Source organism: Marinobacter alexandrii, assembly GCA_039984955.1.
Classification (GTDB): Bacteria; Bacteroidota; Bacteroidia; order Cytophagales; family Cyclobacteriaceae; genus Ekhidna.
The window spans coordinates 1,998,266-2,012,588 of sequence record JBDWTN010000007.1 but is presented as its reverse complement, the minus strand read 5'-3'; the positions used below and the strand labels follow the sequence as shown (position 1 = coordinate 2,012,588).

Here is a 14,323-nt window from a genome sequence, read left to right as displayed (position 1 = left end):
TCTGCATCAATGATGACAATGCCTACTACATAGTTGCACTAGCTGGATTAAGTTTTTTTCTCCACCGCTTAGTTGCTATTGAAATAATAGGTGTTCCGACTATTCCTGGGAGTATCCATAGGAGCCATTGATTGGAACTGTTAGGTAGAAAAATATTTGGGTTTTGAACTGCAAAGGCCGTGATTGCAGCTATATATGACCCTCCCATAGCGCCAATATGCTGATAAAGCCACCAATGCTTATCAACAGTTTTAGGTTTCATAAAAAAGCGTAGATCATCGGATCCATTCTTTAATGTAAGTATTCCAAATACCGCACATAGAATAGCTAAGATAGTTTGAGTAGTATGGAAATATAGATATCCACCATAGCTTACAAGACCAATTCCAAACAGAATTGTTGCAATAGCCACGGCCCAATCATACCATTTTTCTGTCCCAATTTTCTTTCTTTTCAGCACTCTCACACCAACAAATGAGGTGTGAAAAGTAAGTACAGCAATAACCATCAAAAAGGCGCTGAATCTGTAAAACGTAATGATGCTAAGAGCACTCAGACAAATCCACCACATAGCTCCCACATAAATTTTTCCAAGAATGATGTGATTTTTTCCTCCCTTGCGATTGAGCATCTGAATGAGGCCTATGGTTAGTACGGTTCCGCCGCAAACTATATGAGATATGATTAGAAATTTTTCCATGATTAACTGCTTTTGAAGGCAATTAATCATGGATTATTGTTTTAAGGAAACCAGACTGACTGAACTGTTGATTTAGAGGGATGGACTGTTACTCCTCCTCAATGAGTAATTCATTGTCGTCCAAATTCTTCTCTATTGTTATCATATTAGGATCTAATACAGCTTTTGATATTTGTTGATCGGTTGCAAAGGAAAGTTGATTAATACCTTTTTTGAGGCATGCGTTTTCAATGATGATTAATTTGTCAGATTTATCATATAATCCGATTTGCAATAAATCACAATCTGCAGTTGACTCTACTTTATTTGAGAGAACCTCTTTTTGATGGTCAATTGAAACTTCAACCTTGAAGCGGTTATCGTCTGTTTTAGAAATAACTGCCGTTTTCAATTCATTTTTATGAAAAGTGACTGTAGACGATAAATAGAGTGACATTAAACAAGCGCCTTAGGAGCTTTTTTCCGTAGTTCGTCGAATCTTTGAGTGAACATTATTATCAATTGACAATATTTGAATGACTAGCTTATTTAATTCTTAATATACGAGCACCAATCTAGTGTACGCTATTATGAATTTAATTAAGTACTAGAAAAAGAAAGGAAAGCATTATGAAATATGTTCTTTTAGCTAGACCTAGCTCTTTGATTGTAAATGATATGAGGAAATTAATTTCCTCAACAGGATGTGAACCCAAACCTTTAGCCGGAATTGAAGAATTAGCAAATTTTTCTCCAGAGGATGTTGCTGGGATCGTCATATCCACTGCCTTATCGTCAACTGTGAAGGAAAAGTACTGGGAGGTGATCAAAAAAGCTATGCAAATCTTTCCTGACAAGCCTATATTTCTTGCTTCTTATTCCTCTGTAAGAAGCACAAAGATCACTGCAGGGACTCATATTCAGCAATATGAAATACCATTTGAGCTTGTTTCTTTAGATGAGGTTAAATTGGAATCTTTTGAACGGAAGTCGAATATTTTGATACTTACACAGAAAGAGATATCCGACGATTCCAAATTTGAGTCAATCCTGAAGGTTGTAAAAGGCATCCTTACTTAAAGGGCAATGGTCTGGAAAAGCGAAGTGATAAAAAACGTTTCTTCAGATTGGACTAGTCCGCTATTGATTAACTATGTTTTGCTAACATTTTGTGTCAATTTTGAAGAATGTATCAGTTTCTCTCAAGCGTTTCCCATCGATACTTTAAAAGTCATTCGCATAATTTGTTTAAGTGGTTTTTCAATATTTCTCCTATGTATAGGAGAACCACAGGAAGAGTAACTTCTGTAAGTAAGGATTTCAGTCGTGTAGAAATCAAGATTTCTATTTCGTACAAGAATAAGAACTATGTTGGAACGATATTCGGAGGTAGTCTTTTTGCTGCTACAGATCCTATTTACATGGTTCAGCTAATTCAACTATTAGGAAGGGATTTTGTAGTCTGGGATAAATCATCTGATGTAAAGTTCAGACGTCCAGCTAGTTCAGATGCATATGCTGTATTTGAATTTACACAAGAAGAAGTTGAACAAATAAAGCTTGATGTTGCTGATAAAAAAGAAATTGATCTGGTAAAAAATGTTCACCTTAAAAGTAAAGAGGGGAAGCTGTTCTGCGAGATTGAAAAGACCATTTATGTAGCTGATAAGGCGTACTACAAAGAGAAGAGAAATAAGAAGACTACTTCTTAATGGGCATTCTCTTAAACTCCTTCGTGCGGTCAAATAAGTATCGATAAGTGTGATGCGTCTTCACCACACCACCGCCTACCTGCTGCACCACTTGGATCATTTTGGGATTAAAATCACCAATCCAGTTCATTTCCAATTGTTCGTATCGTGTGTATGTTTCCTGAATTACATCTCTTATTGCTGTGATTATTGCACCATCTACCCCTTTGCCCTGATGAGCAGGAGAAATTCCAAAGACTAGCCCAACCATTTTCTTGTTGGTCTTCATTAGCTTATGGTACAAGAATTTGAATTTTCCTATGAGGTTTAGTTTTCCATCAACGTGCTTAAAGACTTGATTCAACTCTGGAATATTAATGTAAAAACCTACTGGTTGATCTTTATGATAGGCAAACCACATAATTTTTTCATCCATAATGGGTTTCATTTTTTTCATTATAGCATTCGCCTGAACAGAAGGCATTTTGGCTACACCAGGATGCCGAGCCCATGCGTCATTATAGACGGTTCTAAAATCTTCCGCATACTTTTTTAAATTTTTCTTTTCAATGTGTTTAAAGGAATAGTCTGGATCTCTCTTCGCCTTTTCAGCTTTCTCATAAAGTCTGTCACTAAGAGGATCCATGACAAGTCGCCCAAACGTAAATTGTTTGAAATAAACTTCGAATCCATAGTTTTCGAACAGCTGTTTGTAATACGGAAAATTGTAATTGCACTGATAATTAGGAGGTCTATCAAATCCATCAATCAATAGCCCCCACCAGGTATCACGGTCTCCAAAATTGATGGGCCCATCCATGGCTTCTATCTCTCTTTCCTCTAACCATTTTTTGCTTGTATCAAATAAAATATTTGCTGCTTCCTGATTATCGATACATTCGAAGAAACCTACTCCTCCTGTTGGTTGATCATTGTCTTTATTGACTGTCTTTTTGTTTACAAAAGCAGCGATGCGACCGACGGTTTTTCCTTTCTCATCTGCTAGAATCCAGCGAGCGCACTCCCCATTTCTGAAAAACTTATTGACTTCAGGATCAAAGACACCATTGATGTCTTTGTCTAGCGGTCGGATCCAATGAGGTTCGTCTTTATACAGCTCTACCGGGAATCGTGAAAACTGACTGGCTTTTTTCTGATCGTTGACTTCAAGTATTTGCATGGAGGACTTTTCCACAAATAAACACACTAATCCATATAGGTGAGAAGAGATTTTGAAAACAAAACTTCGCTGTTCAATATTATTATTCTCAAGGGTTTTGTCAATATCATTTATAATACTTTATGAATGATATAACGAGTCTTCTTTTGTAATTCGAATAGTTCTCCTTTTTTTGATGAAAGACCGACAGTCATTAATTATTCCCAATGTGGAATCCCCCCGACCATTTGCAGAGCTCCTAAGTTGATGAGTATTCTATTTTTCGCTTGTAACACCAAAATAGCTAATTGATCAATTGGCTTGAATGGCTTGTTATGAAAGATTAGTCAACGTTCATATTGAAATACTGAAAATAAGTATGACTCGACTTCTGTACAGATTTAGGTTGTTTTAATATAAGACGCCAATCTTAATGAAACAGCATGCCGTTGTTAGATAAATTAATAATCATTAACTTGTTTGTAACTAAATCAGTTAATTTTAATAAAACATTAAACTATTTTCAGTATGAAAAATTTAAAAATTCTAATTATTCTTTTTGGTGTTTTGCTAATGGCCTCTTGCTCTAAAGAGGAAAATCTGTCAATGGATGAATCAGATTTAGACCTTCAACTACCTATGGATGCGGGTGGTTTGGAGTTTGGAAATGTAATACTTCCTGCAGGGACTAGAACAAAAATTTCTAATGACAGATCATCAGTACAATTTGAACTTCCGGAGGGAATTGTATATGTGGGTATCATTGATAATGAGTTGGTTCAGTACAGTCTTGGTTGCTATGAATGCACTAGCTCTTGTACAAAAGGTTGTAATGTTGTTAGTGCAGGGGGTGGTGTTGGATGTTCCGCATGTGAAACAGGTTTTATTACAAAATGTACAGGAGATAGTTGTGATGGTTCTTTTGATATAAATGGCGGAGGGTTTATTGATCTAAATCGTGGTATTGTGTTAGCAGATAAAGATTCCTATGTGCCTTTAAGTCAACCTAATTGGGAAACACTTATTAAGCATCCAATTGCTAAAGCAGGTATAGAGGAATTCGTAAATGATCTATGGGGAGGGATGGATCAAATTGATCCTGATAATTCTCAATTAGTTCCATTCGATGTTTATGGTACTGTAATAAATGTATATACTCCTTTAACCTATTCTTCAAGAGTTGAAGCTGTTGCAGAGACTACTTGTTCATGTACTTCAGGCTCTTCTGGTTGTGATTATAAAAAGAAAATTATTGGAGAATATTGTGATTCTGGTGAGTGTAATACATGCAGAATGGAATGGTAAATGATTGATTTAAAGAATACCACTAGTTAGTGGTATTCTTTTGAATAGAATATGGCGTTAGTAAACTTTTAGAGTTCCTCTAACTAAAACCTATGTGTTAGATTCTCTATGTCAGAAGGGTTTGTTTACCTCTGGGTCAAATATAAAAGCACTAATTGTCTATCGGATTACATGTGGTGTTCCACTAATGAAAATGAAGTAGCTAAAGACTGAAATTATTTTTATTCAACGATAATGAAGTCGTAATCATTGAGGTCCCAATCGATAACTAAACCTCGGCCTACTCCTTTAGCTACTTGTTCACCATAGAGATGATGAACGAGGTAAAGAGCAACGTCATAAGATTTAGCTCCGCCAGCTGATGTGAGTAAGTCGCTATGATGAACAAAGGAAACATCTTCATGCACTGTTAGATCGGAGAATGCTTCACGATATTTATTGATATCAGTAGGAAACGTAGTGGATTCTTTACCCTTTACCAATCCTGCCTTTGCTAAGACAAATGCTCCATCACACAACGACATCACATAATCAGCTTTACCTCCGATTTCAGAAACCCAATTAATAAGGACTTCATTTTGTAGGTCAGAACTCATGTTGTGTTCCGCACTGGGTACTACCAATATGTCTATCTTTGGAAGATCAGGGCTATCAAATGAATAATGCGGAATAAGTTTAAGCCCTTCGAAGGTTGTGACTGTATCCATTGTCTCATTCACGGTGAATACATTGATACCTCCCTCTGTATGAAAAATGGTGTGCTGAAAAATATCATAAGGAGCCATGAGCTCCGAGTTATACACCCCATCAATCATTAGAAATGCTGCATTGAAAGATTTTCCCGTTGCTATCGGTTCAATAGTTACTTTTTCTGTCTGCTCTTTTTTGGGTTGAGAACAGAGTGAAAAAAGAACTATTGAGACGACAGCAATCTTTCTCATGATAAATTGAAGGCCTCTTTTACTTGATCTAAATAGTCAAGTTTTTCCCAAGTAAATGTTTCAACCACTTTTTTCACTTCTTCTCCTCCGTTTCCTATGAAATTAACTTGTTTTACTTCAGGTGTTCTACCCATATGTCCGTATGCAGCAGACTCGGAATAGATCGGTTCTTTAAGTTTTAATCTTTTAATGATATATGCAGGACGCATATCAAAAATATTTTCTACAATTTTCGCAATCTCACCATCATTCATATCCACATTAGCAGTGCCGTATGTGTTGACATAAATACCCATTGGCTGAGCAACTCCAATTGCATATGATACTTGAACAAGAATTTCATTAGCTACTCCAGCAGCTATAAGGTTCTTTGCAATATGTCGAGTAGCATACGCCGCTGATCGGTCTACTTTTGAAGGGTCTTTTCCTGAGAAAGCTCCCCCGCCATGCGCTCCCTTACCACCATAAGTATCAACAATTATTTTCCGTCCTGTCAGACCTGCATCTCCATGAGGGCCGCCAATGACAAATTTCCCAGTTGGATTAATATGATAGTTTATTTGATCGTTAAAGAGTCCTTGGTTTTGATCGTTAAGTTTTGACTTTACTCGTGGGATAAGAATACTAATTACATCTTCTTTAATCTTTTTGAGCATGTTGTCTTCATTGTCAAAATCATCATGCTGAGTAGAAACTACGATTGCATCAATTCTTATTGGTTGATTGTTGTCATCATATTCGATGGTCACCTGAGATTTGGCATCTGGTCTTAGGTAAGTCATTTCTTTGCCTTCCTTACGGATATCTGCAAGCTCCATTAAAATCCGATGAGATAGATTCAACGCCAAAGGCATATAATTATCTGTCTCTTTGGTAGCATAGCCAAACATCATTCCTTGATCTCCGGCCCCTTGCTCATCTTCGGATGCTCTTTCAACACCCTGATTAATATCAGGAGACTGCTCGTGGATGGCCGAAATTACGCCACAAGAATTTCCATCAAACATGTACTCACCTTTAGTATAGCCTATTTTATTAATGACCTCACGGGCGATGTTTTGTACATCGATATATGCCTTTGTTTTTACTTCTCCAGCTAAAGCTACAAGCCCGGTTGTTACCATGGTCTCACAAGCCACTTTGCTATCCGGATCAAATGCTAGAAAATGATCTACTAAAGCATCTGAAATTTGATCGGCAATTTTATCAGGATGTCCTTCACTTACGGACTCAGAGGTAAACAAATATGGCATGTATATTCAATTTTGAATTGGGACGGCAAATTTATAAGATTCAGTGAAATAGCTTAGGGAAATTGACCAAAACTAAAAATAGCCGGAATTTTATGTATTTGAATGTCTGTTTTCTGCCATTTAGAAACTGGCTGAGTAAGGATCTTTTCAGTTGAACCTGAAATATCTGCACTAATACTTAATAAAGTATCTGGTCTGCAGATCTTCAGAATGTCCTTTATTAATTGTTGATTCCGGTAGGGAGTTTCCATAAAAAGTTGCGTATATCCCGACTGACTAAGCTTTTCTAGTTCGCTTATTTTTTGCTGTCGAGGACTTTTGTCGATAGGGAGATATCCGTGAAAAGTAAATTTTTGTCCATTGAAGCCAGATGCTATTAAAGCCATTTGAATGGAGGAAGTACCCGGCATTGGCACAACTTGTATTCTGGTTTGGTGAGCAAAACTAACCGCAAGGTTTCCTGGGTCTGCTAGGCATGGAACACCCGCCTCTGAAATTACACCCATATCTTTACCATTTCGGATTGGTTCAAATAGAGGATACATCTGGTCCCAATTTGATTTTTTATCTAGAATTTGAAATTCAAGCTCTTCAATAGTAATCCCCGCTTTCAAACTACTAATGAACCTTCTGGCAGTGCGAACATTCTCAACAAAGTAGTGTCCTGTGTTTTTCAGTACCTCTGACACCATTGGAGACATGAAAGAAGCATCGTTATCTGATGATAAGTAAGTCGGAATAAGAAAAAGTTTGCCTTGACTCATGATGCTAAAAATTTGATGACTATTTGACCCAACTCTTCAGGCTTTTCAGCATGAATCCAATGACCAGCTCCTTCCACAGGTACTATATCGGCTTTCGAAAAATACGAACGAATAAGGTCATGGTCTTCGTTATCTATGTAATCAGACGTGCCTCCTGCAATAAACAAGGTTGCACCATCGAAACTAACGTCACCTTCAATTCTTGCACCTACTTTTTCAATGGCATTTTCTATCGCAGCTATATTAAGTTTCCATTCAAAGCTTCCATCTTTTTTTCGATCGAGATTTTTGAGGATGAATTGTCGGACACCAATGTTTGAGATTACTGCTGACATTTGTTTGTCTGCATCTTTTCTATTTTGAAGATTTTTAAAATCTACAGCGTGAAAGCCTTCGAATATTTGATGGTGATGAGGAGGGTAGTATTTGGGAGCAATGTCCACAACGATAAGCTTATCAACCATTTCCGAATGCTTCGTGGCAAGATGCATAGCCACTTTCCCCCCCATGGAATGGCCTAGTATATGAGATTTACTCAGACCTTCATCACTCATGAGTTCAACAACATCACCAACCATAAAATCATAATCAAAGTCCTCGCTATGAGGGGAATTGCCATGATTTCTTAAATCCACGAGATACACCTTGTATTCTTTTGAAAAAACCTTTCCAAGTGTCTGCCAGTTGTCTGACGACCCAAATACCCCATGCATTATAATGAGGGGTTCGCCTGCTCCTAATGTTCTAAAATGTAATTTCACTGCTCCTAAAAACTATTTCACTCAAAGATACATATTACCTTCACGCGCTTTATGGAATCAATTAGTTCGTTTTTATCTGATGCGGTAAACTTTTTATGGGGGCCGCCATTGCTTATTTTGCTTGTAGGTGGAGGTCTTTTTTTTCTTATCTATTCAAGATTTCTTCCATTTAGATTTTTTGGACATGCAATAAATGTCCTTCGGGGAAAATATGACGATCCGGATGATCCGGGAGATATCAATCATTTTCAAGCATTATCAGGAGCATTAGCAGCTACCATAGGTATGGGAAATGTGAGTGGTGTGGCGCTGGCAATAGCAGCAGGTGGACCGGGAGCTTTGTTTTGGATGTGGATCAGTGCATTTTTTGGAATGGCTACCAAGTTTTTTACTTGTACACTAGCGGTACTCTACAGAGGGAAGGACTCAGAAGGGGATTTACAAGGCGGGCCCATGTATGTGATTCGAGAAGGAATGGGTAAGAAATGGATGTTTCTTGCATTCTTCTTTTGTGTGGCATGTTTCATAGGAGCTACTCCTGTATTTCAGGCCAATCAAATGGTTGCTGTATTTAAAGATGTAGTGCTTATCCCGGCGGGAGTTCAGGATTCATTCGGCGTTGACCTAGTCATAGGTATAGTGCTTGCGGTGATCGTGGGACTAGTCATTCTAGGCGGGATTAAGCGAATAGGAAATGTAGCCTCGAAGTTGGTCCCGTCAATGGTAATACTTTTCGTAGGCAGTGTATTGGTCATTTTGATTATGAATATCGGAGAGATAATTCCATCCTTTATGTTCATCCTGGAGGATGCTTTTTCAGCCAAAGCAGTACTTGGTGGAGCTGTAGGAGCAATTGTAATTGAAGGAGCAAAGAGGGCAGCCTTTTCGAACGAAGCTGGTATAGGTACAGCTCCTATGATGCATGGAGCGGCAAAAACAAAAGAACCTGTACGAGAAGGCCTAGTAGCTATGCTAGGTCCAGCAATTGATACCATTGTGGTTTGCACAATGACAGGATTATGTATTTTGATAACAGGTGTCTGGAATAGTGGGGAGGTAGATGGGATTGTTCTGACATCAAAAGCCTTTGAAGCTAGTTTGCCAGGAGTGGGACCTTATATACTGGTAATTTGTGTGATGATCTTTGCCATAACGACCATATTTGGTCTGGCTTATTATGGCCAAAAATGCTTTTCATTCATGATTGGAGCTAAGTATACCAAGTATTTCCATTATTACTATATAGCGCTTGTTGTTTTTGGGTCTGTGTCGAGTCTTGATATTGTGATCAACCTTGTTTTTGTAGGCTATGGATTGATGGCAATACCTACAATGATATCCGCAATATCACTAGCACCTAAAGTAATGAAGGCTGCTAAACGCTATTTCGACGAAGTATCGGAGTAAATGTTTGGAATGCTGCTTATAAGATGTGATATCTTTGCAGCCATTATCGTTTAAGATAGAATGAGAATCGTAATAGCTGGAGCTGGTGAGATGGGCTTTCATCTTGCAAAGCTTTTAACCGCGGAAGAGCAAGATATTGTAATCATTGATTCCAATTCCTCAGTGCTGGAATATGTGTCACAACATTTGGATGTGAGCACAGTTCGAGGTAGTTCTACATCCCCGCGAACTTTAAAAGAAGCAAATATCGGCAAAGCAGATCTTTTAATAGCTGTTACGTCTATTCAAGAAACAAACATCACAACATGTCTTCTGGGTAAAAGCCTTGGAGCAAAGAGGACAATAGCCCGTATTTCCAATACAGAGCTGTTGCATTCCAGAGATGAATTGAATTTAAGTAATGTAGGAATAGATGAAGTAATCTCGCCTGCATCTTTGGCAGCTCGAGAGATTAAAAGGCTTCTAAAGCAATCTGCCCTCACAGATACCTTTGAATTTGAAAAGGGGACCCTTTCCCTTGTTGGAATTACGGTAGATGAGGGGTCTCAGCTTTATGGTAAAACATTAACTGAAACGGCATACTTAAACCCTGATCATAATTTCACCACGGTTGCTATTCTAAGAGACAACAAGACAATTATACCTTACGGAGAAAACAAGTTTCAAGATGGAGATCATGCATACTTCATCGCACAGCCAGATGGTATAGATCGAGTTACAGCCCTTGCAGGTAAGGAAAGTTTTGAAATCAAAAATGTAATGATCCTTGGAGCTAGTAAAGTAGGGATTAATACGGCAAAGCTTTTAAGCAAGAAGTACAATATCAAAATGATAGAAGCAGACAAAGAGAAGTGTTTGCACTTGGTTGATGAGCTTCCTGATACCATGATCATCAATGGAGATGGAAGAGATATTAATTTATTGAAAGAGGAAAGCATCGATCGGATGGATGCCTTTGTGGCTCTTACAGAAAATTCTGAAACCAACATCATGGCTTCTTTGGTTGCAAAAAATCAGGGAGTTCGAAAGACAATCGCCTTGGTTGAAAATGTTGATTATATACATCTTTCTCAGAGTATTGGTATTGATACCTTGATAAACAAAAAACTGATCGCTGCGAGCTTCATTTTCAGGTACATTAGAAAAGGAGAAGTGTTAAACATTGCAGGTATTCATGGAGTTGATGCGGAGATACTGGAGTTTGAAATAAGTGGTAAGTGCAAGATTATGGACAAACAACTTAAGGATCTGGATTTTCCGCGAACGGCAATTGTTGGTGGAGTAATTCGAGATGGAAAAGGAATTGCGGTGCGAGGAAACTTTGAATTTGAACCTAAAGACAGAGTTGTAGTTTTATCTAAGCCAGAATGCATCAAAAAAGTGGAGAGCTTCTTTAAGTAAAGCATGCAGTTTAACTACAAGGTAATTTTTAAGGTAATTGGCATTCTGCTCCTCATTAATGGAGCATTTATGTTGACTTGCCTCCCTTTTAGTTTCTATTACAATGACGGAGATCATTTTGCTTTGATTGGAGCTTCTTCAATCGCAATGGGCTTTGGTGCGTTGTTGTTTTTCTTAACAAGAAACCTTCAGAGCAATGATATGCGAAAAAAAGATGGTTACTTAATTGTAACTATGGGTTGGCTCTCTATGTCTTTTTTTGGTTCACTTCCCTACATTTTCAGCGGCTCAATACCCGATCTTACAAACGCCTTTTTTGAGACACTTTCTGGTTTTTCCACAACAGGAGCTACAGTTTTAGCAGATATTGAATCTGTTCCTAAGGGAATTCTTTTTTGGAGGAGCCTTACTCAGTGGATAGGTGGAATGGGGATTATTGTACTTACTGTAGCAATTTTACCTCTTTTGGGCATTGGTGGTATGCAATTGTTTGTGGCCGAGGCTCCTGGTATTTCTCCAGATAAACTTCAACCACGGATTAAAGAAACGGCTAAGCGATTATGGATAATCTATTGTGGCCTCACCTTGACAGAAATGATTTTATTATGGGCTGGGGGCATGACTTTTTATGACTCAATAAATCATAGCCTAACTACCATGGCTACCGGAGGTTTTTCTACTAAAAATGCCAGTATAGCACATTTTCAAGATCCATTTATTCAATATGTAATCATTGGATTCATGTTCTTAGCTGGCACCAACTTTACGATGACTTACTTTGGATTACATGGAAACTTCAAAAAAGTACTTAGAAATGAAGAATTCAGGTTTTATCTAATATTTTGTGTTTTTGTTTCCCTGATTGTTGGGCTGATTATTTTCAATCTCGGTCATGATACATTTGAAAAATCAATACGAGATGCTCTTTTTCAAGTAGTATCCGTAGTGACAACTACAGGATATGTAACGCATGATTATACTGCTTGGACGTCATTCTTGACCGTTATTTTCTTCCTACTGATGTTTGCAGGAGGATCAGCTGGATCAACAGCTGGAGGAGTGAAACTTGTAAGACATATTCTTTTGATTAAGAATAGCCTTCAAGAATTGAAAAGAATTCTACATCCCTCCGCCATCATTCCAGTGAGATTTAATGGGAAGTCAGTAAATCGTGATATCACATTTAATGTCTTGGCATTTATCATGATCTACATATTGGTGATGTGTTTTGGAGCCATTGCAGTTTCGTCATTTGGGATTGATTTCAATACTTCGCTTGGCGCTGTTGCTACTACTTTAGGAAACATCGGCCCGGGCATTGGAGAAGTTGGTCCTGTCGACAACTTTGCACACTTGCCTACTGGAGTAAAATGGATTTTATCTTTTATGATGCTGATGGGTAGGTTGGAACTATTTACAGTGTTAATTCTTTTTACTCCTTATTTCTGGAGAAAAGTTTAAGGTCTTTCATGAGTTTAAGACATCTTTGGAGCCACGTTAAAATCTGGTAATGAACACATTGAGCTATATAATTTGGACAGTAGATCCATCGATTTTTACAATCCCTGGGATTGATTATTCTCCAAGATGGTATGGAGTTCTTTTCGCACTTGGCTTTCTACTTTCTCAACAAGTCTTTTTTAGGATATTCAAAACAGAAGGTAGGCCAGAAAAAGATGTAGAAAGAATAACCGGATATATGGTATTGGCAACCATCGTTGGAGCAAGATTGGGGCATTGTCTTTTTTATAATCCAGAGTATTACCTATCTAATCCGCTGAAGATTCTGATGGTGTGGGAAGGAGGATTGGCAAGTCATGGAGGGACACTCGGTATTTTAATAGCTATTTATCTTTTCTGCAAAAAGTATAAGTACAGGTACCTCTGGGTTCTAGATAGATTAGTTATTGTGGCGGCACTTACAGCCGCTTTGATACGAACAGGAAATTTGTTTAATTCTGAAATGGAGGGAACGCTAACAAATTCTACTACTGGAATAGTGTATGCTAGAGCAACACTAGACGTACTTACCTACTCTGAGGATGTATCTTCTGTAAGTTTTCAGAAGGGAGGAGAAATGGTAAGTGACCAGGCGGGCATTGTTCCAATTACTGCGATTATTGAGTATCGTAGAGGAGTAAAATTTGAGATGAAGGATAAGCTCTTTGTGGAAAATCAATTAAAAAGCACCCTTAGTCGATATTCTGAAGTTAGGGAGCATGTGGATTTTGGTTCAGGGCCTTTGATCTATAAGAATTATCAAAAGGAGGGTAAGGAAATTCTTGAGATTTCTGCTTTAGGGAAGGTCAGACATGCGGCTCAATTGTATGAGACATTATACAGCTGTATCTTAATGATTGTTCTATACTGGCTATGGAAGAAGAAAAGAGAAGTTCTTCCACAAGGTTTCAATTTCGCACTTTTCATGATAGTGATGTGGTCTTTGAGGTTTGTAGATGAGTTTTTTAAAATGAATCAAGAAGCTTTTGAAGAAGATCTAGTCTTGAATATGGGACAAATTCTCAGTATTCCTTTGACACTGGCAGGATTTATTCTTATGATTTGGGTCTATAGACAAGATCGGAAAATGAGCGACTTTAAATAAAAAAAGCCCCATTCGGGGCTTTTTATTATTTGAAAGAATAATACTTATTCCTCAGTAGCTTCCTCTTCCATTTCTTCAGCAGCTACTTCAACAGAATCCATTTCGTTTTCGATACTTTCTTCCATCTCATCCATAGCATCTTCTGCTGCGTCTCCAGCATCTTCTGCTGCATCCTCAACGGCATCAGTAGCTTCTTCTACGGCATCTTCTGCTTTAGATTCAGAAGAAGATGAACTGCAAGCACCTAGGAATGCAACCATCGTTAATAGTACTAAAATCTTTTTCATTTTTATAGTCAGGTTTAAGTTTATAGCTACAAAACTAGAAGGTTTTAGCCGTCATAAACAAATGATTGAG

At 37.9% G+C, this 14,323-nt stretch carries 15 protein-coding genes; 7 read left to right on the top strand and 8 right to left on the bottom strand.

The features are described 5' to 3' along the window. Positions 1–25: 25 nt before the first annotated feature. Together ABJQ32_15160 and ABJQ32_15155 are read right to left on the bottom strand one after the other, a co-directional pair. Positions 26–700, bottom strand: coding sequence for a hypothetical protein (locus tag ABJQ32_15160; protein ID MEP5290990.1), 675 nt, complete (start codon positions 698–700; stop codon positions 26–28). Between the two features lie 88 nt (positions 701–788). After that, on the bottom strand, positions 789–1,136 hold the full coding sequence (locus ABJQ32_15155) for a hypothetical protein (GenBank protein MEP5290989.1): 348 nt from the start codon (positions 1,134–1,136) through the stop codon (positions 789–791). A gap of 221 nt (positions 1,137–1,357) precedes the next feature. Here ABJQ32_15155 and ABJQ32_15150 point away from each other — a divergent pair, with 221 nt between their 5' ends. Further along, entirely contained in the window at positions 1,358–1,759 is a 402-nt protein-coding gene (locus ABJQ32_15150) for a hypothetical protein (GenBank protein ID MEP5290988.1), read from the top strand. Between the two features lie 107 nt (positions 1,760–1,866). Beyond that, a complete protein-coding gene (locus tag ABJQ32_15145) occupies positions 1,867–2,391 on the top strand; it encodes a DUF4442 domain-containing protein (GenBank protein ID MEP5290987.1) in 525 nt (174 codons plus the stop codon). On the opposite strand, the gene ABJQ32_15140 is transcribed toward ABJQ32_15145, so the two are convergent. Then, positions 2,381–3,550 carry a hypothetical protein gene (locus ABJQ32_15140; GenBank protein MEP5290986.1) on the bottom strand — a complete coding sequence of 390 codons (1,170 nt, stop codon included), beginning with the start codon at positions 3,548–3,550 and terminating at the stop codon, positions 2,381–2,383. The two genes, ABJQ32_15145 and ABJQ32_15140, sit on opposite strands and share 11 nt — an antisense overlap. 507 nt (positions 3,551–4,057) lie before the next feature. Here ABJQ32_15140 and ABJQ32_15135 point away from each other — a divergent pair. After that, positions 4,058–4,834: a hypothetical protein gene (locus ABJQ32_15135; GenBank protein ID MEP5290985.1), complete on the top strand. Its 777-nt coding sequence runs from the start codon at positions 4,058–4,060 to the stop codon at positions 4,832–4,834. Positions 4,835–5,055: 221 nt separating this feature from the next. Here the strand turns inward: ABJQ32_15135 and ABJQ32_15130 are convergent, their stop codons facing one another. The 4 genes from ABJQ32_15130 to ABJQ32_15115 are packed head-to-tail and all read right to left on the bottom strand — an operon-like array spanning position 5,056 to position 8,553. Beyond that, positions 5,056–5,775: a DJ-1/PfpI family protein gene (locus ABJQ32_15130; protein ID MEP5290984.1), complete on the bottom strand. Its 720-nt coding sequence runs from the start codon at positions 5,773–5,775 to the stop codon at positions 5,056–5,058. Next, on the bottom strand, positions 5,772–7,028 hold the full coding sequence (metK, locus tag ABJQ32_15125; protein ID MEP5290983.1) for a methionine adenosyltransferase: 1,257 nt from the start codon (positions 7,026–7,028) through the stop codon (positions 5,772–5,774). Before metK ends, ABJQ32_15130 begins: the two co-directional genes overlap by 4 nt. Before the next feature lie 53 nt (positions 7,029–7,081). After that, complete coding sequence (locus tag ABJQ32_15120; GenBank protein ID MEP5290982.1) at positions 7,082–7,792, bottom strand: SAM-dependent methyltransferase; 711 nt, start codon at positions 7,790–7,792, stop codon at positions 7,082–7,084. After that, the gene (locus ABJQ32_15115; protein ID MEP5290981.1) at positions 7,789–8,553 is read right to left on the bottom strand and encodes an alpha/beta fold hydrolase; all 765 of its coding nucleotides are present in this window, start codon (positions 8,551–8,553) and stop codon (positions 7,789–7,791) included. Before ABJQ32_15115 ends, ABJQ32_15120 begins: the two co-directional genes overlap by 4 nt. Positions 8,554–8,604: 51 nt before the next feature. Between ABJQ32_15115 and ABJQ32_15110 the strand changes: the two genes are divergently transcribed. The 4 genes from ABJQ32_15110 to ABJQ32_15095 are packed head-to-tail and all read left to right on the top strand — an operon-like array spanning position 8,605 to position 13,966. Next, positions 8,605–9,960, top strand: a complete 1,356-nt coding sequence (locus tag ABJQ32_15110) for a sodium:alanine symporter family protein (GenBank protein ID MEP5290980.1) — start codon at positions 8,605–8,607, stop codon at positions 9,958–9,960. Between the two features lie 60 nt (positions 9,961–10,020). After that, entirely contained in the window at positions 10,021–11,361 is a 1,341-nt protein-coding gene (gene trkA, locus ABJQ32_15105) for a Trk system potassium transporter TrkA (protein ID MEP5290979.1), read from the top strand. Positions 11,362–11,364: 3 nt separating this feature from the next. Beyond that, positions 11,365–12,822, top strand: coding sequence for a TrkH family potassium uptake protein (locus ABJQ32_15100; GenBank protein ID MEP5290978.1), 1,458 nt, complete (start codon positions 11,365–11,367; stop codon positions 12,820–12,822). A 49-nt stretch (positions 12,823–12,871) separates the two neighbouring features. Then, complete coding sequence (locus tag ABJQ32_15095) at positions 12,872–13,966, top strand: prolipoprotein diacylglyceryl transferase (protein MEP5290977.1); 1,095 nt, start codon at positions 12,872–12,874, stop codon at positions 13,964–13,966. 44 nt (positions 13,967–14,010) lie between these two features. Here the strand turns inward: ABJQ32_15095 and ABJQ32_15090 are convergent, their stop codons facing one another. Beyond that, positions 14,011–14,253 (bottom strand): hypothetical protein, encoded by a 243-nt coding sequence (locus ABJQ32_15090; GenBank protein ID MEP5290976.1) that lies wholly within the window; start codon positions 14,251–14,253, stop codon positions 14,011–14,013. Positions 14,254–14,323 lie beyond the last annotated feature (70 nt).

Bases quoted from the DNA above. Each gene is read 5' to 3' on its own strand.
- ABJQ32_15130 (MEP5290984.1), bottom strand. From the start codon at position 5,775: ATGAGAAAGATTGCTGTCGTCTCAATAGTTCTTTTTTCACTCTGTTCT.
- ABJQ32_15150 (MEP5290988.1), top strand. From the start codon at position 1,358: ATGAGGAAATTAATTTCCTCAACAGGATGTGAACCCAAACCTTTAGCC.
- ABJQ32_15140 (MEP5290986.1), bottom strand. From the start codon at position 3,550: ATGCAAATACTTGAAGTCAACGATCAGAAAAAAGCCAGTCAGTTTTCA.
- ABJQ32_15100 (MEP5290978.1), top strand. From the start codon at position 11,365: ATGCAGTTTAACTACAAGGTAATTTTTAAGGTAATTGGCATTCTGCTC.
- ABJQ32_15155 (MEP5290989.1), bottom strand. From the start codon at position 1,136: ATGTCACTCTATTTATCGTCTACAGTCACTTTTCATAAAAATGAATTG.
- ABJQ32_15120 (MEP5290982.1), bottom strand. From the start codon at position 7,792: ATGAGTCAAGGCAAACTTTTTCTTATTCCGACTTACTTATCATCAGAT.
- ABJQ32_15135 (MEP5290985.1), top strand. From the start codon at position 4,058: ATGAAAAATTTAAAAATTCTAATTATTCTTTTTGGTGTTTTGCTAATG.
- ABJQ32_15145 (MEP5290987.1), top strand. From the start codon at position 1,867: ATGTATCAGTTTCTCTCAAGCGTTTCCCATCGATACTTTAAAAGTCAT.
- ABJQ32_15160 (MEP5290990.1), bottom strand. From the start codon at position 700: ATGGAAAAATTTCTAATCATATCTCATATAGTTTGCGGCGGAACCGTA.
- metK (MEP5290983.1), bottom strand. From the start codon at position 7,028: ATGCCATATTTGTTTACCTCTGAGTCCGTAAGTGAAGGACATCCTGAT.
- ABJQ32_15110 (MEP5290980.1), top strand. From the start codon at position 8,605: ATGGAATCAATTAGTTCGTTTTTATCTGATGCGGTAAACTTTTTATGG.
- ABJQ32_15090 (MEP5290976.1), bottom strand. From the start codon at position 14,253: ATGAAAAAGATTTTAGTACTATTAACGATGGTTGCATTCCTAGGTGCT.
- trkA (MEP5290979.1), top strand. From the start codon at position 10,021: ATGAGAATCGTAATAGCTGGAGCTGGTGAGATGGGCTTTCATCTTGCA.
- ABJQ32_15095 (MEP5290977.1), top strand. From the start codon at position 12,872: ATGAACACATTGAGCTATATAATTTGGACAGTAGATCCATCGATTTTT.